The sequence below is a fragment of the Caldichromatium japonicum genome (assembly GCF_011290485.1).
Lineage (GTDB): Bacteria > Pseudomonadota > Gammaproteobacteria > Chromatiales > Chromatiaceae > Thermochromatium > Thermochromatium japonicum.
In genome coordinates this window covers 2450931-2470734 of sequence record NZ_CP048029.1, presented here as the reverse complement: position 1 = coordinate 2470734, position 19804 = coordinate 2450931, and the positions used below count along the sequence as shown (strand labels likewise).

Here is a 19804-nt window from a genome sequence, read left to right as displayed (position 1 = left end):
CAGCGCATCCCTAAACCCTTTAGATTAGGTCAGCGCCCCTCCACCCAGACCCTGACTTGGCCAGCAAACGATCAGAGAACGCCATGTCCGATCTCCATGCCGACCGTATCCTGATCCTCGACTTCGGCTCGCAATACACCCAACTGATCGCGCGGCGGGTGCGTGAGGCCGGTGTCTATTGCGAGATCCATCCCTATGACCTGCCCGCCGAGATCCTGCGCGCTTTCGCCCCGCGCGGTGTCATCCTCTCGGGCGGTCCGCCCTCGGCCCACGAGGACACCGCCCCCCGACCCGATCCGGCGGTCTTCGCGCTCGGGGTGCCGGTGCTTGGGATCTGTTATGGGATGCAGGTGATGGCCGCGCTGCTCGGCGGGATCGTGGCCCCCGCTGCCCAGCGCGAATATGGCTATGCCCAGGTGCGACTCTGCGCCCACTCGCACCTCCTGGATGGCATCGAGGATCATCTGGACCCCGAAGGCCAGCCCTTGCTCGATGTCTGGATGAGTCATGGCGATCGGGTCGAGTCGCCCCCGCCGGGTTTTGATGTGATCGCTGCGACCGAGCACGCCCCTTGCGCTGCGATCGCCGATGACTCCAGAGGCTTTTATGGCGTGCAGTTCCACCCCGAGGTGACCCATACCCGGCAGGGACGGCGCATCCTCGAACGCTTTATCCACGGGATCTGCGGCTGTCAGCACCTGTGGACGCCGACCAACATCATCGCCGCTAGCATCGAACGCTTGCGAGCCCAGATCGGCGAGGATGGGGTGTTGCTTGCCCTCTCAGGAGGGGTGGACTCGAGCGTGGTCGCGGCGCTGCTACACCGCGCCATCGGCGATCAATTGACCTGCGTCTTTGTTGACAATGGGCTGTTGCGTCTCGGCGAATCCGAGCAGGTGATGAAGACCTTTGTCCAGCACCTAGGGGTGCGGGTGATCCGGGTCGCTGCCGAGGAGCGTTTTCTCAATCGTCTGAAGAGGGTGACCGACCCTGAGCACAAGCGCAAGCTCATCGGCAATGCCTTCATCGAGGTGTTCGAGGACGAGGCGGCCCGACTGCCCAATATCAAATGGCTGGCCCAGGGAACCATCTATCCAGACGTGATCGAATCAGCCGGCGCCAAGACGGGCAAGGCGCGGGTGATCAAGTCGCATCACAATGTCGGTGGCCTGCCCGAGCAGATGAATCTACGACTGGTCGAGCCGCTGCGTGAGCTCTTCAAAGACGAGGTCCGGCAGATCGGGATCGAGCTGGGGCTGCCTTATGAGATGGTCTATCGCCACCCCTTCCCCGGGCCTGGCTTGGCGGTGCGGGTCTTGGGTGAGGTCGATAAAGAGTCCCTAGAGCTCTTGCGTCACGCCGATCATATTTTTATTGAGGAACTGCGCCAGGCGGGGCTCTATGACCAAGTGTCCCAGGCATTCGCGGTCTTGTTGCCGGTGCGCTCCGTGGGCGTGGTCGGCGATAATCGTATCCATGCGCCGGTGATCGCCTTGCGCGCGGTCGAGACCCTGGACTTCATGACCGCCCGCTGGGCCCATCTGCCCGCCGAGTTCCTGGAACAGGTCGCCCGGCGCATCGTCAATGAGGTCGCGGGGATCTCGCGGGTGGTCTATGACATCACCAGCAAGCCGCCAGCGACCATCGAGTGGGAGTGAGCAGGCGTCTGGCATCGACTGGCGAGAACAGGCAACAAAGTCGCTGTAGATCGTTGAAAAATAAGAACAAATCTAAAATTCTTCTGGCAAGGTCTAGCAGCATCAAGCGGGGGTAAGCGGTCATTTTTTGCTGGTATATTTGCTGGCATCTCGCGATCTGATACCGATGGTTTTCATCGGATACCATCAACCATGCGCAGGATTTGTGATGGTATCAAAATCTGATAACCTGTTGATAAAAAAAGAAAAAACGTCTGAGTTCAGCAGTCGTTCCATGATGGTATCAAGATGCTGACCGACACCAAGCTTCGCAACCTCAAACCCAGGGAGAACCATACAAGGTCGCCGACCGTGATGGTCTGTATGTGGTCGTCACGCCCACGGGGACAATTTCCTTCCGCTACAACTACCGGCTCAACGGTCGCCAGGAAACGCTGGTGCTCGGCCGTTACGGAGCCGATGGCATCACGTTGGCTGAAGCGCGGGAAAGGACCAAGCGCACACGCAAGCGCCAGTTTTTGGACGAAATGAACCTGGTGGTGCCGTGGGCCGAACTGGTGGCGCTGATTGCCCCGCATGCACCGCGCGCAGCCCCAAGGGAGGGCGCCCTGCGTTTGCCGTGCAAACCATGCTGCGCATCCACTTCCTGCAGCAGTGGTTCAACCTGTCGGACCCGGCCATGGAAAAGCAGGGCACGGTGGTCGACCCCACCCTGATTGCCGCGCCCAGTTCCCTTTGCCGACGCGGGATACCGGGGGGCGGAGAAGCGCGAAGAAATCAAGGCCCAACACCTCAACGTGCGCTGGCACATCGCCATGATGCCGGGCAAGCGCAAAGCCATGGACAGAGCACGCCGATGGGCGCCATCTTGGAGCGCCTGGAGAAGACCAAGGCCAGCATCCGCGCCAAGGGGGAACACCCGTTTCGGGTCATCAAGCGGCAGTTCGGCTATGTCAAGGTCAAGTACCGCGGATTGGCCAAGAACACCGCCAACCTGGTGACGCTGTTTGCACTGGTCAACCTGTGGATGGTGCGCAAACGACTCTTGAGCATAGGGGCGCAGGGATCAGTGCGCCCGAAATGGGCCACGGGGCCGCAAACGGGGCCGGAAAGCCCCCGAAATTACCTCTCGAACGCGCCAAGATATCGCCATGTGAAACATCAGCCGACAACAGCCGCCTCAGCAGCGGTTGTGCAGACCTTCCATATACTGCTAATTCCATCCCGGAACTCAAAGGCAAGGAGCGCATCGGCATTCTCCCGGGCATCGACTGGGATATGGGCGTGTTAGCCCTTCCGGTCGCCCATCGTGGGTGCGGGTTTGAAATTCGCCCTACTTCGCCGCGATCATTGACTACCGTTCGAAGAGCATAGGTTGACACTAAACGAAAGGAGCGTTTGATGGGCTGGAACTTAGGCTACAACACCGACCTTGGCTACACCTTTGGCTACTATCGCGAGCAAGACCCGACGTGGCTGGACTTGTGCGCGCTCGTGCACGGGGTGCGCCCCCCTGCGCTTGCGGGGGAAAAGCGGCTGCGCTACCTAGAACTCGGCTGCGGGCAGGGCGTCAACCTCTGCCTCATCGCCGATTGCCACCCCGAGGTCGATTTCGTCGGCATCGACTTCAACCCCGCCCACATCGCCCACGCCCAGGCCCTGGCGCGCGCCGCGGGGCTTACCAATGTGCGCTTTGTCGAGGGTAATTTTGTTGAACTGGGGCAAACATGGCCCCAGGAGCTGGGGCAGTTTCACTACGCCGCCGCGCACGGCATCCTCTCGTGGATCGCCAAACCGGTGCGCGAGGGGCTCTACCGCTGTCTGGACGCTGCGCTCCTGTCTGGCGGCCTGGTCTACCTCTCCTACAACACCCTGCCTGGGTGGCTCTCCACCTTCCCCGTGCAGCACTTGCTGCGCCTGTGGCAAAAACGCGAAGGGCTTTCGAGCCTGGCGGCAATCGAGGTCGGCCAAAAGCGGCTGCAAGCGCTCATCGACGCCCAGGCGCTCATGTGCCGGGTGCTGCCGGCAATGAAAGGGCGGCTGGATAAATTCCCCCAGCTCGACAAGAACTACCTGGTGCAGGAGTACCTGCATGATGTTTGGACCTGCTTTTGGTTTGACGAGCTCGACGCCGAACTCGCCCCCCACAAGCTCACCTTCGCCGGCACCGCCACCGCCGGCGACTGGTACCTGCCGGCCACACTCCCGGCCCAGCACAAGGAGCTCCTCTCCCAATTCACCGACCCGATCGAGCGCGAGGTGATGGTCGATGTGCTCAGCAACCTGTCCTTCCGCCGCGACTTGTGGGCCAAGGGCCACGCGCCCATCTGGCGCGAGGAGCAGCGCCAAGCGCTGGGCGAACACCGCTTTGCGCTGCTCAACCGCCCCGCGCCCAAGGAAGCGGGCGCCAACCCTTACCAATACGCCACCAGCGCCGGCGAAGTGCAAGGCAAGCCCGAGGTCTATGCGCCGCTCTACGACGCGCTCAGCCAAGGCCCCAAGACGCTGGTCGAACTCATCGCCGTGCCCGTGGCAAGCGCCCCCAGCGCCGCGGACGCAGCGCCTGCTGCCCCCACCACCCGCACCCTGGCCAACACCCTGCAAGCGGTGGGCCTGATGCTGCACGCCGGCCACCTGGCGCTGCTGCCGGCCAATGCCAAACCATCCGACCCCAAGCCCGCCAAAGCCTTGAACCGCGCCTTGCTCGCCGCCACTGCCCAGGGGGCCCCCTACCGCCACCTGGTGGCCGCGCAACTGCCGTGGGTCATCACCGCCAGCGATGGCGATCAAATGCTGGCCCACCTGCATCTTGCCCACCCCAAAGACGACGCGCGGGCGCTGGGCGAGCGCTTTGCCGCCAAGCTCCTGGCCCTAGGCCGGGGCCTGGCCAAAGACGGCCAGCCGATCACCGAGCCGGCGGCCGTCACCGCGCGCGCCGTGGAACTCGCCGCGCAATTCCTGGAAAAAACGCTACCGAACTGGAAGCGGCTGGGCGTGGTGTGACACTGTGCTGGTGACATAGACCGATAAGGGAATGTCTGCAAAACCCCGGCGATGACCGTCGGATGTGAGATAGTAACGACATGAAGCAGATGAGCCGTTGCCCCCCGGATTCGAGCGCAAGACCAAGCGCACACGCAAGCGCCAGTTTTTGGACGAAATGAACCTGGTGGTGCCGTGGGCCGAACTGGTGGCGCTGATTGCCCCGCATGCACCGCGCGCAGCCCCAAGGGAGGGCGCCCTGCGTTTGCCGTGCAAACCATGCTGCGCATCCACTTCCTGCAGCAGTGGTTCAACCTGTCGGACCCGGCCATGGAAAAGCAGGGCACGGTGGTCGACCCCACCCTGATTGCCGCGCCCAGTTCCCTTTGCCGACGCGGGATACCGGGGGGCGGAGAAGCGCGAAGAAATCAAGGCCCAACACCCCAACGTGCGCTGGCACATCGCCATGATGCCGGGCAAGCGCAAAGCCATGGACAGAGCACGCCGATGGGCGCCATCTTGGAGCGCCTGGAGAAGACCAAGGCCAGCATCCGCGCCAAGGGGGAACACCCGTTTCGGGTCATCAAGCGGCAGTTCGGCTATGTCAAGGTCAAGTACCGCGGATTGGCCAAGAACACCGCCAACCTGGTGACGCTGTTTGCACTGGTCAACCTGTGGATGGTGCGCAAACGACTCTTGAGCATAGGGGCGCAGGGATCAGTGCGCCCGAAATGGGCCACGGGGCCGCAAACGGGGCCGGAAAGCCCCCGAAATTACCTCTCGAACGCGCCAAGATATCGCCATGTGAAACATCAGCCGACAACAGCCGCCTCAGCAGCGGTTGTGCAGACCTTCCTTAATGGCATCGACGGCATTCCCGCCTGCGGCAGGGACGAGTTCGCCACCCGCCTGAATGCCGATGCTCACGATGTCGCCGATGCCGAAAGCGTAGTAGGCGTTCGTCGCGCATAACCTGGCAACGATATTGGCTGCGATGAGCTTTTTCATGACTCGCCTCCTTCCGCCACGCCAGCCTCGACCGAAAACATCGGTCGCCGTTCGCCCAGGGATACCCAGCCGCGCACGATGCTGCACGATGCAAGGGTTACCTGTTCTGGACGGAAGACTTCCGCGCAACGGGCTTCTTGAGCCAGGCATCAAGCGCCTTGCCGAAGTTGCCGGGCTGCATCAGCTCGCGGGTCAAGGCTTGCCCGGCCAGCAGCTCGCTGCGTCTCAGGCTTTCGGCTAGCCGATCCCGGTTGCTAAGCGCCTTGTTGTCTGTGGAAGGTTTATTGGCCGCGGAAAGATTGAAGAGCGCATAGGCAAGCACCTTGTCTTCCGGCACGCTGAGGCCGTCTCTGTACATGACGCCCAGGTTGTATTGCGCTAGGGCAAACCCCTGCTCGGCCAAGGGGTGCCATTCCCTGAGGGCTGTTGCGTAATCGCCGCGTTGAGCGGCCGCCAACCCTTCATCGAAGCCTGCCTGCGCTGCAGGGGAAGTGGCTAGCGCTATGATGAGGACGAAAAGCCACGCGAAATGTTTGTTCATGATGAGACGTCTCCCTTCGAGTCTGTGATGGGCATCCGTGGCTGGGTGAGTAGCCACAGGGCAAAGGTACCCACCCACACTCGCACTCCGCCCAACTGGTTGGCCAGCGTGATGAGCATGCCGAATTCCGAACCTTGCACCAGCCCCATCGTTGCCGTGACCTCGTTGGCACCTTGCCAGATGAGATTGATGGAAAGCAGGGCAAGCAGAAAAGGCAAAGATGCGGTGCGTCCAAAGCAGGATGTTGCGCATTGTCGCTCACCCTTCAGAATTTGTCGGCCTGTTTGCGCCGTCGATCCGCTTCCTTGGCAGGTCGTCCAGGGCATCCTCAAGGAAATGCACAGAGCAGCGCTGCCAGGCGGCTTCGGTCAGCACCTCGCGGATAGCTTTCTTGAGGCCCGCATGGTCGAAGGACAACGACGAATTCGACACCGGACAGGCCACGCTCCTTGAGTCGAATCAGAAAGTCGCGCCACGCACTCTGGCTCTCGCGGTTGGCCAACTCAACGGCCAACACCTGTCGTTGTCCTTCCCAATTGATGCCGATGGCGATCAGTACCGCCCGGTGGCTGATCACCCCGGCATCCCTGACCCTCTCGTAACGGGCATCGAGGATCAGGTAAGGGTAGGCTTCGGTAAGGGGGCGGTTGGCAAACCGCGCCAGTGCCTCGTCAAGCCCTTTGTTGATGCTGCTGATGGCACTGGCCGAGAAGCTGTGGCCGCACAGCTCTTCGGTGATGGCCTTGACCTTGCGGGTGGAGACGCCTTGCACATACCTTTCGGCCAAGGCCGCCACCAGGGCCTTCTCGCTCCTGGCATCGCGCTCGAACAAGGCCGTGGAGAATTCGCCGCTCCGGTCCCGCGGCACGCGCAACTCCAGCTTGCCGATCCGAGTCACCAGACCGCGGCTTGAGTCGCCAGCACGCTAGCCGTTGCGACGCTCTGTCCGTTCGCCCGGCGCCGCCCCCAGAAATTCGGTCATCTCGCCTTCCAGCACTTGCCTAGAGCGCCTCCTTCAGCAGCGCCTTCATCAGGTCACGGTCGCCCGCCACCGCTTCCACTGCCGACAACTTCCTCTTAATCTTGCCTGTGGTCATGGTTTGCACTCCTTCAGGGTTCAAGGTCGATCTCGACAATCAACCCCTCACCATGACCACCCGCCTGCTTGCTAACTGCAGACGCTTTTGCACATAAGTCGGCACACTACCCCACAGCGCTCAAGTTACAATCCTCAGAAGCCGGGGAAAGTCAACACCATCTCTCCGATACCAGCCCTAGCTTATTCCACCCCGGTTGCTGTCCAAGCTACCATGACCACCGTGCTCTTTGCTCATGGGAGAGATGCGGCTCACAGCCATGTTGGCGGCTGCCGTACGCGTCTCGACGCCAAGCTTCTCAAAAATATGTTCGAGGTGCTTGTTTACGGTACGCGGGCTGAGGTCGAGGATTTCGCCAATGTCCTTATTGGTTTTGCCCTTGATGACCCAAAAAAGTACTTCTGCTTCACGCGGCGTGAGCGGAAATGCGGCGACGAGGCGTGCGGCAAGGGTGGCATCGTCGAGCACGATGGACGCGTTTTTCGCTGCCTCATGCAGTTGTCGCGCGGTACGCAGGTGGGTGCCGATGCGTGCTAGCACTTCGGCAGGGCGTACCGGTTTGGTCACATAATCGGTGCTGCCGGCTTCGAAGGCAGCAACGACATGCTCGGTTTCCGTGAGCCCGGTCATAAAAATGATCGGTATGTGTTGCGTGGAAAAGTCGGCTTTCAGCCGGCGTGCAACTTCGAAACCATCGATGCCTGGCATGACCGCATCGAGGAGGATCACATCGGGCAACATCTGGCGCGCCCGAGCGAGTGCCGCCTCACCGTTGGTGGCAACGAGCACCTTGTAGCCGGCCTCGTCAAGGGCATCATGGAGCAGCGAGAGGTTTTCAGGTACGTCGTCGACGATGAGGACTACGTCGATTCGTTCGCGATCAGACATCGGGGGCCTCCTTCAGGAGTGCGGTAAGTTCCTCCAGGCGGAACTCGCGCACAAGCACGCGCATGCGGTCAAGCACGGCGGCTGCCTGCGGGTAGTTTTCAGCCAGTGTGTCGAGCTCGGCATGAATCCCGCGTACGTAACCCGCAGCGATGTGTTCCTCGAGCGCAATGCGTGCTGACTTGGGCGGCCAGGCCCATTCCTGTGCCAAAGTCGGCGCTGGCGGGACGGCAACGGCGTCGGCGGTGATCCACTCGATGTCGAGCGCGCGGCCGAGCCAATCGAGCAGCTCGTCGATACGCACCGGCTTGGTGATGAAATCATCTGCGGTAATTCCCAGTTCGTTGTCGAGTCCGCGATCGAAGGCATTGGCCGAGACGATGGCGATTTTCGCGTTCCACAAACCGTCGCGGCGGATGACGCGGATCGTCTCCCAGCCATCCATGCCGGGCATGGCGAGGTCCATGAAAATGACGTCGGGCGTAAAGCGCGGCAGCACTTCGAGGCATTCCTGCCCCGAGGCCGCCTGGTCGAGCTCGAAGCCGAGCGGTGCAAGTACGCTGGCGAGGAACTCGCGGTCTGTCGCCTCGTTGTCGACGATCAGGATGCGTCGCCGCGGGCCGAGATAACCAAGGCGGCGGAGGTGAGCCGGCGCATGCGTAGGTGCTTCGGCGGTCTGTGGTAGAAACAGCCGGACGACGAAGCGGCTACCTTTCCCGGGGGTACTGACAACCGAGATATCGCCGCCCATCACCTGCGTCAGCATGCGCGCGATCGTCAGCCCCAGCCCGCTGCCGGCCGCCGCGCCCTGTGACGAGCTGCCGCGCACGAAGGGTTCGAAGATACGTTCGATCTCATCCGCGGGAATGCCCGGGCCAGTATCCTCGATCGCAAAGCTGGCCATCTCGCGGGCGTAGCGCACCCGGAAGCGCACTTCGCCGCGCACCGTGAACTTTACCGCATTACCAAGGATGTTGATGAGGATCTGACGCAGGCGTTTTTCGTCGGCCCGCACCACGGCCGGCAGCGGGCCCTGGGGCAGGTAACCGAAATTGATGCCCTTGGCGCGCGCCTGTACCTCGATCATGCTCGCGATCTGTTGCAGGAAATCGGGTAGATCGATGGGCTTCGCTTGCAGCGCCAGCCGTCCGCCCTCGATACGCGCCAGATCGAGCGTCCCCTCGATCAGCGAGAGCAGATGTTCGCCGCTTCTGCGGATCACCGCGACGGCCTGACGACGGTGCAGCGGAATCGCCGGGTCACCGTCGAGAATCTGCGCATAGCCGAGAATACTATTGAGCGGCGTACGCAATTCGTGCGATAGCGCGCTGACATGACGGCTTTTCGCTTCATTGGCCAGCTCGGCTGCGGCCTTGGCTTTCTGCAGCGCCTCGTCGGTGCGCCGATGCGATTCAATTTCCTGCATCAGAAATTGCGTTTGACGATTCGATTCCTGCTGGGCCACCTCGCGGCTCTTCAAGGTCAGTACCAGCCACCAGGCGAAGATACCGGCGATGAGCAGCAACGCGGCGAAGAGCTTGAGAAAGAGCGGCGCCAGGGTCGCGGCGAAGGCGGGGTCGGCCTGTGCCTCGTGCAAATAAAGCAGGCCGAGCAGACCCGCGAGAAGCGGTATCACGGCGAGCATCAGCAGCAGATATTGACCAAGTCCGGCATCGAGATAGGGCCTAGCCGAGCGTGGCAGGAAGCGTTGCAGGGCCGCACCAAGCTGCACGGCAAAACGCGCTTGCGGCTGGCACAGGTGCTGGCAGCGTACGTCGAGCGCGCAGCACAGCGAACAAACATTGCCGCCATAGGCCGGGCAGGAGGCCATGTCCTCGGCTTCATAGTCCTTTTCGCAAATCGCGCAGCGCTGCGTGCTTTCGTTCGGCGCATCGATCGGTCGCGCGAGGTAATAACGTCCGCCGGTCGCCCAAGCCAACAGCGGCGTGGCAACAAAGGCGACACCGATGGCGATGAAGGAGGCGAAGGCTTGCATCCCTTTTCCGAACAGTCCGAGATAGGCTGCGATGGCGAGCGTGGAGGCCGTCAGCATCGCACCGACGCCTACTGGATTGATGTCGTAAAGATGCGCACGGCGGAATTCGATGCCCGGCGGCGACAGACCGAGCGGTTTATTTACGACGAGGTCGGCGACGACGACCATCATCCAGGCGATGGCGACATTGGAGTAAAGGCCCAATACTTGTTTCAACGCCTGGAAAACGTTCAGCTCCATGAGCATCAGCGCAATCAGCGTGTTGAACGCCATCCAGACGACGCGGCCGGGATGGCTGTGGGTGAGTCGGGCGAAGAAGTTCGACCAAGCGAGCGAACCGGCATAGGCATTCGTCACGTTGATCTTGAGCTGGGAAATGATGACGAAAACGGCGGTGGCGGCAACCGCCCAGCCGGGGTTGGCAAAGACGTATTCGAAGCCGACCAGATACATCTGGTTTGGGTCGACGGCGCGCTCGGCCGGCACGGCATGGGAGATGGCCAGATACGCGAGCAGCATGCCGCCGAGCATCTTTGCCACGCCGACGAAGATCCAGCCAGTACCGCCGAATAACACGGCAAGGTTCCAGCGTCGGCGATTATCCTGCGTGCGCTCGGGCATGAAACGCAGGTAGTCGGCCTGCTCGCCCATTTGCGTGATGAGTGCGATGCCGACGGTGAGCGCTGCGCCGAAGAGATTCCAGTCGAAATCGGGGCCGTAGGTCGAGACGCCGGAGAAGGCACGCGGTTCTTTGGCGAGCACGAAGGCAAATGGCAGCACCATGAGTGCCAACCAGACCGGTTGCGTCCATGCCTGCAAGCGCGAAATTGCCGTCACGCCATGGGTGGCGAGCGGTATCACCACCAAGGTACTGACGAGGTAGCCGAGTGCGGGCGGAATGTCGAAGGCCAGTTCCAGCGCATAAGCCATGATCGCCGCCTCGACTGCGAAGAAGATGAAAGTGAAAGTGGCGTAGATCAGCGAGGTCAACGTCGAGCCGATGTAACCGAAACCGGCGCCGCGCGTCAGTAGATCCATATCCACGCCGTAACGCGCTGCGTAGTAGCTCACCGGTAGGCCGGCGAAAAAGAGGATGATTCCGGTGACGAGGACGGCAAACGCGGCATTGGCGAAGCCGTAGCTCACCAGCAGCGTCGCGCCCACCGTCTCCAGCACGAGGAAGGCGGCATCACCGAAGGCCATGACGGCGGAATTGCGTGCCGAAACCCTGCAAATGGGACACTCCCTGCACAAACTGATCGACGATCTTGGCCTATCCGTTGCTGTCCCGCCCACGCCGACTTTCATGTGCGCCTGGAGTGCGCTCGCCGCTCATTGGCGTATTCCGCCAGCCGAGGCGCTCAGCGCCTGGCTGTGGAGCTGGGCGGAGAACCAGACGATGGCGGCACTCAAGACGGTGCCACTCGGGCAGGCGGCGGGTCAACGCATCCTGCTGGAGATCGGCCGCCGCATTCCTGATGTAGTCGATCATGCATTGAAGCTCGATGAGGACGAATTGAGCAATTTCGCGCCTGGATTTGCCATCGCTTGCGCGCGCCACGAAACCCAATATTCGAGATTGTTCCGCTCATGAAACAGACATTGAGAGTAGGCATCGGCGGCCCGGTCGGCTCTGGCAAGACGGCACTCACGTTGGCGCTCTGTCAGGCCTTGCGCGATCGCTATGAGATCGCTGCCGTGACCAACGACATCTACACGGAGGAGGATGCGCAGTTTTTGATTCGTCATGGTGCCCTATCGCCCGAACGCATCATCGGCGTCGAGACCGGCGGCTGCCCGCATACCGCGATTCGCGAGGACGCCTCGATCAACCTCGAAGCAGTCGAGCGGCTGACGAGGCGCTTTCCGGGTCTGGAGATCGTGTTCATCGAAAGCGGCGGTGACAATCTTGCCGCAACCTTCAGTCCGGAACTCTCTGATCTCACGCTTTATGTGATCGACGTCGCCGCTGGCGACAAGATTCCGCGCAAGGGTGGCCCCGGCATCACCAAATCCGATCTGCTGGTCATCAACAAGATCGATCTTGCCCCGATGGTCGGCGCGTCGCTCGAGGTGATGGAGCGCGATGCGAAACGGATGCGGGGCGAGCGGCCGTTCGTCTTTGCCAACATGAAGACCGGTCAGGGCCTCACAGAGATCATCGATTTCATCGTCGCTCGCGGCATGCTGCCGATACGCTGACCAGCCAGATAGGTTGCCGGCTGGCGCTCCTGCTGTTCATGCGTACGCCGGCACGAACGATTCCACGGCCGGTCCGCTGCCGTTCCAGTAGGGCGAGATTTTCCTGAGCTGCGCGATCACCTGTGGCAGCACGGCAATGACGCGATCGATCTCCGCGTCGCTGTTGAAGCGCGACAACGAAAAGCGGATCGTGCCGTGCGCGGCCGTGTAGGGAATGCCCATCGCGCGCATCACATGCGAGGGCTCCAGCGAACCCGATGTACAGGCCGAGCCCGACGATGCGGCGATGCCGGCCTTGTTGAGCAGCAGCAGAATCGCCTCGCCCTCGACGAACTCGAAGGCGATGTTGCTGGTATTGGGTAGGCGGTTCGCCACGTCGCCAGTCACAAAGCAATGCGGCACGGCAGCGAGTATTCCGGACTCCAGCTTGTCGCGCAGGCGTCTCACCTCGGTGTTTTCGAAGGCCATGTGTTGCCGGGCAAGCTCGCAGGCAACGCCCAGGCCGACGATCGAGGCAGTGTTCTCCGTTCCCGCGCGCCGGCCGCGTTCCTGGTGGCCGCCGCGTAAGAGCGGCCTGAAGCGCGTGCCACGTTTCAGATACAGCACGCCCACGCCTTTCGGCGCATGTAGCTTGTGGCCCGAAAGCGAGAGTATGTCGATCTCGGTCTTCTTGAGGTCGATGGCGATCTTGCCGACGGCTTGTACCGCGTCGGTGTGAAACTGCGCCCCGACCGCATGAGCCATCTCGGCCATCACCTCGACCGGGAAAATCGTCCCCGTCTCGTTGTTCGCCCACATGACGGACACGATCGCAGTGCGTGGGGAAAGTGCGGCGCGGTATTCGTCCAGATCGAGCCGACCGCGTTTATCGACCGACAGACGCGTGACGACATACCCTTCTTTTTCGAGTTGGTCGCATAGCGCGAGGATGGCCGCATGCTCGACGGCCGTGGTGACGATCTGATTTCTTTCCGGTTGCGCCTTGAGCGCGGAAAGGATCGCCGTGTTGTCGGATTCGGTGCCGCAGGAGGTGAAGACGATCTCGGAATCGTGCGCGGCGCCCAACAGCGCCTGCACGCGGGCGCGCGCCTCTTTGAGCGCGAAGCCGACCTTGTTGCCGAAGCTGTGCATCGACGAGGGATTGCCAAACTGTTCGGTGAAGAAGGGCAGCATCGCCTCGACCACCGCCGGATCGCAGGCGGTGGTGGCGTTGTTGTCGAGATAGATCGGCGCGTTGTCCATCATGCCGCCCTTTTGAGCTGACTGGCCGGAAGTAGGCGCACGAACTCGCCGAGCGCCTCGACAAGCCGCGTCTGGATGCCGTTCAAGGTCGCCGCTTCCATCATGCAGCCGGCGCAGGCGCCTTTGAGATTCACGTAGATGTTCTTGCCATCGATCTCGACGATCTCGATATCGCCGTGGTCGCGCTGGAGCATCGGCCGGATGGAGGCGATGGTTTCCTCGATCTTGCGCATGCGTTGGAAGCTCGTCAAAGTCGGCGCTGGCGGGATGGCAGGAGGCGTCGGCTTCTTGTCGGCGGTCGGCGCGGTGCAGGTCTCCTTCGCCACCTTGACAAGAATCTCCTCGATGCCCTCGTGGCATGCGGTACAACCGCCACCGGCTTTGGTGTAGTGGGTCACCTGCTCGACGCTGGTCAAGCCGTTGGCGCGGATCGTCTCCTCGATGAGCTTGGCATCGACGGCAAAGCATTTGCAGACCAGTGCGCCTTCCTCGTGATCCTCGCGCCAATCTTCGCCGCGGTAGTTGGCCACCGCCGCCTGCAGCGCCTCGCGCCCCATCACCGAACAGTGCATCTTCTCGGGCGGCAGCCCGTCAAGATAATCGGCGATGTCCTGGTTGCTGACCTTGAGCGCCTCGTCGAGCGTCATGCCCTTGATGATCTCGGTGAGCGCCGAGGAGGAAGCGATCGCCGAGCCGCAACCGAAGGTCTGAAAGCGCGCATCGAGTATGGTTTCCGTTGCCGGATCGACCTTGATCATCAACCGCAACGCATCGCCGCATTGGATCGAGCCGACTTCGCCGATGCCGTTGGCGTCTTCGAGCGCGCCGACATTACGCGGGTTGAAGAAGTGCTCGCGAACCTTTTCCGAATAGTCCCACATGACCGTAATCTCCCAAAATGGCTCATTTGATGAGGCGCAAGTCGCATGCCACTTCGTAGGTGCCTGATTCGACGACGATCCCGATGGGCCTTGTCGCAAATGCAACAGGCGCATCTTCGCCAAAATTCGGGTGGCGCCGTCAGTCGCGCCACCGGCTGGCCAGCGATCAGATGTTCATCGAAGATCGTTTTCACGTCTTCTTTCCTTACATTCACATAGAGCACCCCCTCGGGATAGACGAGCACGTTGGGCCCCAGGCTGCAAGGGCCAATGCAGCCCGCCGGCGTCACCAACACGGTGTCGAAGCACTGGCGCTGCTGGAACTCGAACATGAACTCGTCGAGCACTTCCTAACAGCCCTTCTGCCCGCAGGCGCCGCGCGGGTGGCCGGCGGGGCGGTTTTGCATGCAGATGAAGACATGGCGCAGCGGTCTGGGCATGAATTCACCCGTTCAGGAGACGAAAGTGAAACAGCCCTTCGGGCAGGTGCGCCCGCAGGCCCCGCAGCCGATGCAGTCCATCGGATTCTTAACGGTCATCATCGCCTTGGCATCTTCGTCATCCCAATCGTCGTCGATCTCGTCATCGCCGCGGTCGACGAGGGTGAGCACGTCGCGCGGGCAGACTTTGAAACAGCGGCCGCAACCGATGCAGACCTTGGCGTCGATGGCTTCGACATAGGTGGGCGTCCAGGGCGTGCCGCCGCGGGTGAAGGCTACTGCGTTCATGAGCTTTCCTTTCCTGCAGAGTTGATCGAATTCAGTTTCGCGTTGGCCTCTGCCCAGGCTTTGCATGCGTCATAGGCGGCCTGGGCGAGGGTGGGGATTTCCGCATACGCGGCCGGCAGGCGTTCTTCCACCAAGTCGTGCAGCTGACCTGCTGTTTCGGCAGCGATGCGCTTCAGTTTCTTGACTTCCTTCTCGAGCGCTGCAAGTTCCGCTTCGTTCATAGTCCGGCCACCTCCGGGTAAGCGCCGATCCGCTCCAAGGCGACGGCGAGCAGCTTATCGGCCTCGGTCTTCATCTTCGACAGCGATTCGAAGCCGAAGCGATGCACGTCGCGCAGCGTTTTGTCGAGCGCGACGAGTTTGCCGACGATGATCAGTGCTCGTCCGAAGCCCTCGTGCGTGAGATTGATGATGGGCACGGCCATCAGGCCGCACTCTTTCTCGATCAAAGTGGCGATGGCGTTGTAAAACGCCTTGACGCGCGCCACGGTTTCCTCGTCCGGATCGCCGACGAGTGGGATTTGCGCTTTCCTTTCCGGGGTAAGGAGCAGCGGCTCGATGAGTTTCTCGCCCGGCTGGCCGTCGTAGGTGCCGTAGCTGTCGAGCGCGCGCAGCTGGCGGATCATCTCCTTGACGAAATCGGTTTGATAGATCGGATCGGCGGCAGTCATCGCGAATCTCCCAGAGGATGCGAAACGAAAATGTGCGGGATCTGCCGTACGCGGCGGCCAAGCAGGCGCACGATGATCAGGCCAAGGCCCAGGCCGCATGCCGCACCGGCAACGGCGGCGCTATCGCCGGCGAAGGCAAGCGCGATGGCGCCAACGAGGGTCGCGGCGGCGGGCAAGAGATAAACCAGCAGTGCGCCGCGCAGCAAAGCGGCTTCGGGCAGCGCCAGCGTAACCGCATCGCCGGGGCGCGCACCCGGCGGCGCCGACAGGCTGACGCTGCCCGCACGGCCGGCGCAGGTCGATAAGCCGCAGCGGGCGCAGGCGGTGGGCATGTCGATGCGAATCGTCGCTTCACCGTTGGCAATGGAGAGGATGCGGCCCTGGCGCTCGATCATTCCTGCCATCCTTCCGCCGCCATGCGCGCGAAACAATCACCGTCCGCGGTTTTCTTGAGCGCCTTGTCGATCCAGGGCACGCCCCCCGCGCGCATTGCCGTTCGCAGTTTGGCAAGCAATGCGTCGATGGGTTCCGGAGCGTCGAGGCGCAGTGGCTGAATACCGACCGCAAGCAGCTGGCGCACAGCCGAGCCGCCGACGGCGAGGCAATAGACGGCAGCGCAGCCTTCGAGCGCCGCGATCTTGGCGGCGAGCTTGCCTTCGTTGCCGTCCATGCTTTCCTCGGGGAATTCAGCCAGCTCGACGAGCTGGGCGCGCTCGCCGTCGAGCTGGTAGATGGCGAAACCTGCCGCCGCGCCGAAATGTTGATCGACACGCATGCGATCGGCGGTGGCGAAAGCGACTTTCAACATCGCCGGCGCCTCAATGCAAGGCCACGCCAGGCTCAACCGACGCGCCTTGGCGGTAGATCGAGCAGTAGGGAGGAATCTCATGATGCGCTCCGAGGATGAAATTGGCAAAATCGAACAGCGCCTGGCGCGCGCCGCGATAACCGATCCAGGCGCGCGCGTAGCCGCCGACCAGGTCGTATTGCGGAAAACCGGCACGCAGGAGCGGGATGCCGAGCCGCGCGGCACTTTGCGTTGCATGCGAGTTGGCGATTAAAAGTTGGGCCTCGGCGCCGCGCGCGAGGCGTTCGAGGTCCTCGAGATCGCCGATCTGCACGCTCGCGCAGGGCACATCGGCGAGCGCCGCGGCCCGCGCCGGCGCGACAGCGGCGACGATTTCCGCGCCTACGCCGGCGAGGAATTCGCCGAAGGCGAGAAGCTGATCGGCTTCGAGCGCCAGTGCCACGCGGGTGAAACCGGTCATGAAATGGGTATCGACCATCGCGTCCTGTAGCTGGGCGCGCTGGCGCTCTATCTTCGCCGGCACCGGCTGGCCTGAAATGTCCGTCAGGATCTGCGTAAAGGCATCGCAGGCATCGATCCCCATCAGGTGGTCGAAGCGAAAATCGGGCACGCCGGTGCGTTCCTTGAGCAGGTCGGCGGCCGATGAGAGCGAACGGCCGATGACGAGCGTGGCAAGCGCTTCGCCCATCCGGGCAATCTCGCAACGCAAGGTGCCGCCCAGGGTGAGCGGCGTCGTCTCCTGTTCGATCAGGTGGCCATCGAGCGAATCGCCCAGATCGGGCAACACCATCGGTCTGAGACCGAAGGCCTCGATCCACTCCTTGATCGTCTCGATATCGCCAGGGGTGAGCATCGAGGAAGCGAGCACATTCACCTGCTTGTGGCGCCGTCCCGCCAGCGCCGACTTTGGAACGAGCGTGTCGATGATCGCCTCGACGGCGAGTGCAAAGCCACTTTCCAGCGAGCCTGAGTAGTCGGGGGTGTTGACCGGCACCACGGCGACGTGCGCGAACTCGGGGTGCTTGGCGCGGAAAGTCCTGACGAGGCGCTCGATGTCGGTGCCTTGGGTTTCTGACAACCCCGTCGTCGCCAGGCCGATGACCTCCGGCCGCGACTTCTCGCACAGCGTGGCAAGACCCTCGATGACGTTTTCGTCGGCGCCCATGATGGCGCTCACCTGATCCATCGCCGTCGTCTGTAGCGGAATCGGTTCGCGGAAGTGACGCACGAAGAACACCTTGCCGAAGGCGGTGCAGCCTTGCGCGCCATGCAGCATCGGGATCGCGCCGCCCAGCCCGAGGAAGGCCAGCGCCGCACCGACCGGTTGGCTCACCTTGAGCGGATTGACCGCCAGCGGCTTGACGCGTTTGAGGATTTCGGCCATGTCAGATCACCGTCGCCGGCGTGCCCGCCGTCTTTGTCTTTGCCCAAGGCGCGGGTTTCTTCACCTTCTCCCACACCGGGCTTTCCATCGTCAGCGCAAGCTGGCGTGCCAGTTCCACGATGCCCGCGTAACCGGCATAGCCGAATTCGCGTTCCTGGTTGATGTCGAGGAAAGGAATGCGCGCCTTGAGCGCCGTGTAGAGATTGCGCCCGCCAGCGATCAAAATGTCCGCGCCCAGTTCTTTGTAGGCCGAAAGCAGCGCCTTGGGGCTGCCTTCTTCGATCATGCGCGCATCCGGCCCCATCAGCTCGCGGATGCGCGCCTTATCTTCTTCGGTGGATTTCCTCGTGCCGGTAGCCACCACCGTCATGCCGAGATCCTTGAGCGCCGAGACGATCGACCAGGACTTCACGCCGCCGGTGTAAAGCAGCGCACGCTTGCCCTTGAGGCGCGCACGCCAAGGTTCTAGCGCCGCGTTGGCTTTTGCCTCCTCGCGCACGATCAACGCCTCGGTGCGCACGGCAAGGTCGGGATCGTTCAAAAGCCGCGCGAACTCGCGCAAAGCCTGCGACATATCGGCCACGCCGTAGAAGCTGCCCTCGAAGAAGGGCACGCCCCAGCGTTCTTTGACCTTGCGCGCGACATTCAACAGCGCCTTGGCGCAGACGACCATGCTCGCCTCGGCGCGGTGCAGCGTCTGCACTTCGTGAAAGCGCGCATCACCCGAAAGCGTGCCGAGGATGCGCAGCCCCAGCTCATCGAACAAGGGCCAGACATGGAAGAATTCGCCGGCGATGTTGTATTCGCCGATCAGCGAGATGTCATGCACCTTGATGCCTGGCCGTTGCGCGAGGATATGCGCCGGCAGCGGGTCGGGCTCGCGCGTGCCGATCACATATTTGATCATCGCCTCGCCAGCGAGCCGGTTGCCCATATTTTTGGTGCCGTAGAAACCGGCCGCATCGATCGGCACGACGGGCACACCGTAGTACTGCTGCGCCGCCTTGCACAACGCCTCCAGGTCGTCGCCGATGAGCGCGGTGACACAGGTGGCGTAGACGAATACCGCTGCTGGCCGGTAATCGTCGATGGCCTGCTTGATGGCATGAAACAAGCGCTTCTTGCCGCGCCCCATGATCACGTCCTGCTCGGTGAGATCGGTCGTCATGCCGATCCTGAACAGCGTCGGACCGGTGGTCTTCGTGCCGCGGTTGTCCCACGAACTGCCGGCGCAAGCGATTGGGCCATGCACGATATGGGCAACGTCGGCGATGGGCAAGAGCGCGATCTGCGCGCCGTCGAAGGCGCAACCGCCGGCGGTCGCGCCGGGCTTGGGTCGTGCGCAGCCGGATTTCTCCTTGGCGTTGTGGGCGCAAGCGGGCTCATCGAGTAGTGCGGCAAGTTGGCTGGCTTTCATCATCACACCCTTTCGATATCACACCCCTTCGATGAACGCCAATGCAAAGCGCATGCCACCTCTAATCGCTTGATTTTTCGATGATTCATCTAATCCGTCTTGTCGGGTTCGCAACACACCGTGCGCCGCCCTGCATGCCCCCTTTGCGCCTCGATGGCTGTGAAAGGCCAATGGAGCGACGATGGTTCGATCTGTAGCAAAGACGACAATGGCAGCGCCAACCTTTCTCCGCTGATCTTAAACCCATTGTTTTCTCAGCTTGGCACGACTATTGCCGAGATCATGCCGTGAGCTTGTTCGCACAT

At 62.2% G+C, this 19804-nt stretch carries 17 protein-coding genes and 4 pseudogenes; 7 read left to right on the top strand and 14 right to left on the bottom strand.

Annotation, left to right across the window (positions count from 1 at the left end):
- Positions 1–83: 83 nt before the first annotated feature.
- The 5 genes and pseudogenes from guaA to GWK36_RS16125 all read left to right on the top strand — a co-directional run.
- Positions 84–1658, top strand: a complete 1575-nt coding sequence (guaA, locus tag GWK36_RS12050) for a glutamine-hydrolyzing GMP synthase (protein WP_166271423.1) — start codon at positions 84–86, stop codon at positions 1656–1658.
- 365 nt (positions 1659–2023) lie between these two features.
- Positions 2024–2107 (top strand): annotated as a pseudogene (locus GWK36_RS16135) (hypothetical protein); the annotation flags it as partial.
- A gap of 15 nt (positions 2108–2122) precedes the next feature.
- Positions 2123–2736 (top strand): annotated as a pseudogene (locus GWK36_RS16130) (transposase); the annotation flags it as partial.
- Between the two features lie 323 nt (positions 2737–3059).
- On the top strand, positions 3060–4661 hold the full coding sequence (locus GWK36_RS12035; protein WP_166271421.1) for a class I SAM-dependent methyltransferase: 1602 nt from the start codon (positions 3060–3062) through the stop codon (positions 4659–4661).
- Between the two features lie 97 nt (positions 4662–4758).
- Positions 4759–5342: pseudogene (locus GWK36_RS16125) on the top strand (transposase); the annotation flags it as partial.
- Positions 5343–5745: 403 nt separating this feature from the next.
- Here the strand turns inward: GWK36_RS16125 and GWK36_RS15075 are convergent.
- The 5 genes and pseudogenes from GWK36_RS15075 to GWK36_RS12005 all read right to left on the bottom strand — a co-directional run bounded on the left by GWK36_RS15075 (position 5746) and on the right by GWK36_RS12005 (position 11370).
- Positions 5746–6189 carry an SEL1-like repeat protein gene (locus GWK36_RS15075; RefSeq protein WP_210756774.1) on the bottom strand — a complete coding sequence of 148 codons (444 nt, stop codon included), beginning with the start codon at positions 6187–6189 and terminating at the stop codon, positions 5746–5748.
- Entirely contained in the window at positions 6186–6515 is a 330-nt protein-coding gene (locus tag GWK36_RS12020) for a hypothetical protein (protein ID WP_166268959.1), read from the bottom strand. The genes GWK36_RS15075 and GWK36_RS12020 overlap by 4 nt, the downstream gene beginning before the upstream one ends.
- Positions 6481–7286, bottom strand: a pseudogene (locus GWK36_RS12015) (IS256 family transposase); the annotation flags it as partial. The pseudogene GWK36_RS12015 and the gene GWK36_RS12020, both read right to left, overlap by 35 nt.
- Positions 7287–7463: 177 nt before the next feature.
- On the bottom strand, positions 7464–8174 hold the full coding sequence (locus tag GWK36_RS12010; RefSeq protein WP_166271419.1) for a response regulator: 711 nt from the start codon (positions 8172–8174) through the stop codon (positions 7464–7466).
- Complete coding sequence (locus GWK36_RS12005) at positions 8167–11370, bottom strand: hybrid sensor histidine kinase/response regulator (RefSeq protein WP_210756773.1); 3204 nt, start codon at positions 11368–11370, stop codon at positions 8167–8169. The genes GWK36_RS12010 and GWK36_RS12005 overlap by 8 nt, the downstream gene beginning before the upstream one ends.
- Here GWK36_RS12005 and GWK36_RS12000 point away from each other — a divergent pair.
- Both GWK36_RS12000 and ureG read left to right on the top strand, forming a co-directional pair.
- On the top strand, positions 11369–11761 hold the full coding sequence (locus GWK36_RS12000) for an urease accessory protein UreF (protein ID WP_166271415.1): 393 nt from the start codon (positions 11369–11371) through the stop codon (positions 11759–11761). The two genes, GWK36_RS12005 and GWK36_RS12000, sit on opposite strands and share 2 nt — an antisense overlap.
- Entirely contained in the window at positions 11758–12369 is a 612-nt protein-coding gene (gene ureG, locus GWK36_RS11995) for an urease accessory protein UreG (protein ID WP_166271413.1), read from the top strand. Before GWK36_RS12000 ends, ureG begins: the two co-directional genes overlap by 4 nt.
- Before the next feature lie 36 nt (positions 12370–12405).
- On the opposite strand, the gene nifS is transcribed toward ureG, so the two are convergent.
- The 9 genes from nifS to nifE form a co-directional block, all read right to left on the bottom strand.
- Positions 12406–13614, bottom strand: a complete 1209-nt coding sequence (gene nifS, locus GWK36_RS11990; protein WP_210756772.1) for a cysteine desulfurase NifS — start codon at positions 13612–13614, stop codon at positions 12406–12408.
- Entirely contained in the window at positions 13611–14492 is an 882-nt protein-coding gene (gene nifU / locus GWK36_RS11985; protein WP_166271411.1) for a Fe-S cluster assembly protein NifU, read from the bottom strand. Before nifU ends, nifS begins: the two co-directional genes overlap by 4 nt.
- Before the next feature lie 452 nt (positions 14493–14944).
- Positions 14945–15220, bottom strand: a complete 276-nt coding sequence (fdxB, locus tag GWK36_RS11975; protein ID WP_166271409.1) for a ferredoxin III, nif-specific — start codon at positions 15218–15220, stop codon at positions 14945–14947.
- Positions 15217–15441 (bottom strand): CCE_0567 family metalloprotein, encoded by a 225-nt coding sequence (locus GWK36_RS11970; RefSeq protein WP_166271407.1) that lies wholly within the window; start codon positions 15439–15441, stop codon positions 15217–15219. Before GWK36_RS11970 ends, fdxB begins: the two co-directional genes overlap by 4 nt.
- Positions 15438–15890 carry a NifX-associated nitrogen fixation protein gene (locus GWK36_RS11965; protein WP_166271405.1) on the bottom strand — a complete coding sequence of 151 codons (453 nt, stop codon included), beginning with the start codon at positions 15888–15890 and terminating at the stop codon, positions 15438–15440. The genes GWK36_RS11970 and GWK36_RS11965 overlap by 4 nt, the downstream gene beginning before the upstream one ends.
- A complete protein-coding gene (locus GWK36_RS11960; RefSeq protein WP_166271403.1) occupies positions 15887–16285 on the bottom strand; it encodes a SoxR reducing system RseC family protein in 399 nt (132 codons plus the stop codon). The genes GWK36_RS11965 and GWK36_RS11960 overlap by 4 nt, the downstream gene beginning before the upstream one ends.
- Positions 16282–16698 carry a NifB/NifX family molybdenum-iron cluster-binding protein gene (locus GWK36_RS11955; RefSeq protein ID WP_166271401.1) on the bottom strand — a complete coding sequence of 139 codons (417 nt, stop codon included), beginning with the start codon at positions 16696–16698 and terminating at the stop codon, positions 16282–16284. Before GWK36_RS11955 ends, GWK36_RS11960 begins: the two co-directional genes overlap by 4 nt.
- Before the next feature lie 10 nt (positions 16699–16708).
- A complete protein-coding gene (gene nifN / locus GWK36_RS11950) occupies positions 16709–18082 on the bottom strand; it encodes a nitrogenase iron-molybdenum cofactor biosynthesis protein NifN (RefSeq protein WP_166271399.1) in 1374 nt (457 codons plus the stop codon).
- A gap of 1 nt (position 18083) precedes the next feature.
- Positions 18084–19499, bottom strand: a complete 1416-nt coding sequence (gene nifE, locus GWK36_RS11945) for a nitrogenase iron-molybdenum cofactor biosynthesis protein NifE (RefSeq protein ID WP_166272693.1) — start codon at positions 19497–19499, stop codon at positions 18084–18086.
- Positions 19500–19804: the final 305 nt, after the last annotated feature.

Coding starts and splice junctions, on each gene's coding strand:
- nifN (WP_166271399.1), bottom strand. CDS start 18,082: ATGGCCGAAATCCTCAAACGCGTCAAGCCGCTGGCGGTCAATCCGCTC.
- GWK36_RS12005 (WP_210756773.1), bottom strand. CDS start 11,370: ATGGCCTTCGGTGATGCCGCCTTCCTCGTGCTGGAGACGGTGGGCGCG.
- GWK36_RS11955 (WP_166271401.1), bottom strand. CDS start 16,698: ATGTTGAAAGTCGCTTTCGCCACCGCCGATCGCATGCGTGTCGATCAA.
- GWK36_RS11965 (WP_166271405.1), bottom strand. CDS start 15,890: ATGACTGCCGCCGATCCGATCTATCAAACCGATTTCGTCAAGGAGATG.
- GWK36_RS12035 (WP_166271421.1), top strand. CDS start 3,060: ATGGGCTGGAACTTAGGCTACAACACCGACCTTGGCTACACCTTTGGC.
- GWK36_RS11970 (WP_166271407.1), bottom strand. CDS start 15,441: ATGAACGAAGCGGAACTTGCAGCGCTCGAGAAGGAAGTCAAGAAACTG.
- guaA (WP_166271423.1), top strand. CDS start 84: ATGTCCGATCTCCATGCCGACCGTATCCTGATCCTCGACTTCGGCTCG.
- nifS (WP_210756772.1), bottom strand. CDS start 13,614: ATGATGGACAACGCGCCGATCTATCTCGACAACAACGCCACCACCGCC.
- GWK36_RS12010 (WP_166271419.1), bottom strand. CDS start 8,174: ATGTCTGATCGCGAACGAATCGACGTAGTCCTCATCGTCGACGACGTA.
- fdxB (WP_166271409.1), bottom strand. CDS start 15,220: ATGAACGCAGTAGCCTTCACCCGCGGCGGCACGCCCTGGACGCCCACC.
- GWK36_RS11960 (WP_166271403.1), bottom strand. CDS start 16,285: ATGATCGAGCGCCAGGGCCGCATCCTCTCCATTGCCAACGGTGAAGCG.
- ureG (WP_166271413.1), top strand. CDS start 11,758: ATGAAACAGACATTGAGAGTAGGCATCGGCGGCCCGGTCGGCTCTGGC.
- nifU (WP_166271411.1), bottom strand. CDS start 14,492: ATGTGGGACTATTCGGAAAAGGTTCGCGAGCACTTCTTCAACCCGCGT.
- nifE (WP_166272693.1), bottom strand. CDS start 19,499: ATGAAAGCCAGCCAACTTGCCGCACTACTCGATGAGCCCGCTTGCGCC.
- GWK36_RS12000 (WP_166271415.1), top strand. CDS start 11,369: ATGACGGCGGAATTGCGTGCCGAAACCCTGCAAATGGGACACTCCCTG.
- GWK36_RS12020 (WP_166268959.1), bottom strand. CDS start 6,515: ATGCCCTGGACGACCTGCCAAGGAAGCGGATCGACGGCGCAAACAGGC.
- GWK36_RS15075 (WP_210756774.1), bottom strand. CDS start 6,189: ATGAACAAACATTTCGCGTGGCTTTTCGTCCTCATCATAGCGCTAGCC.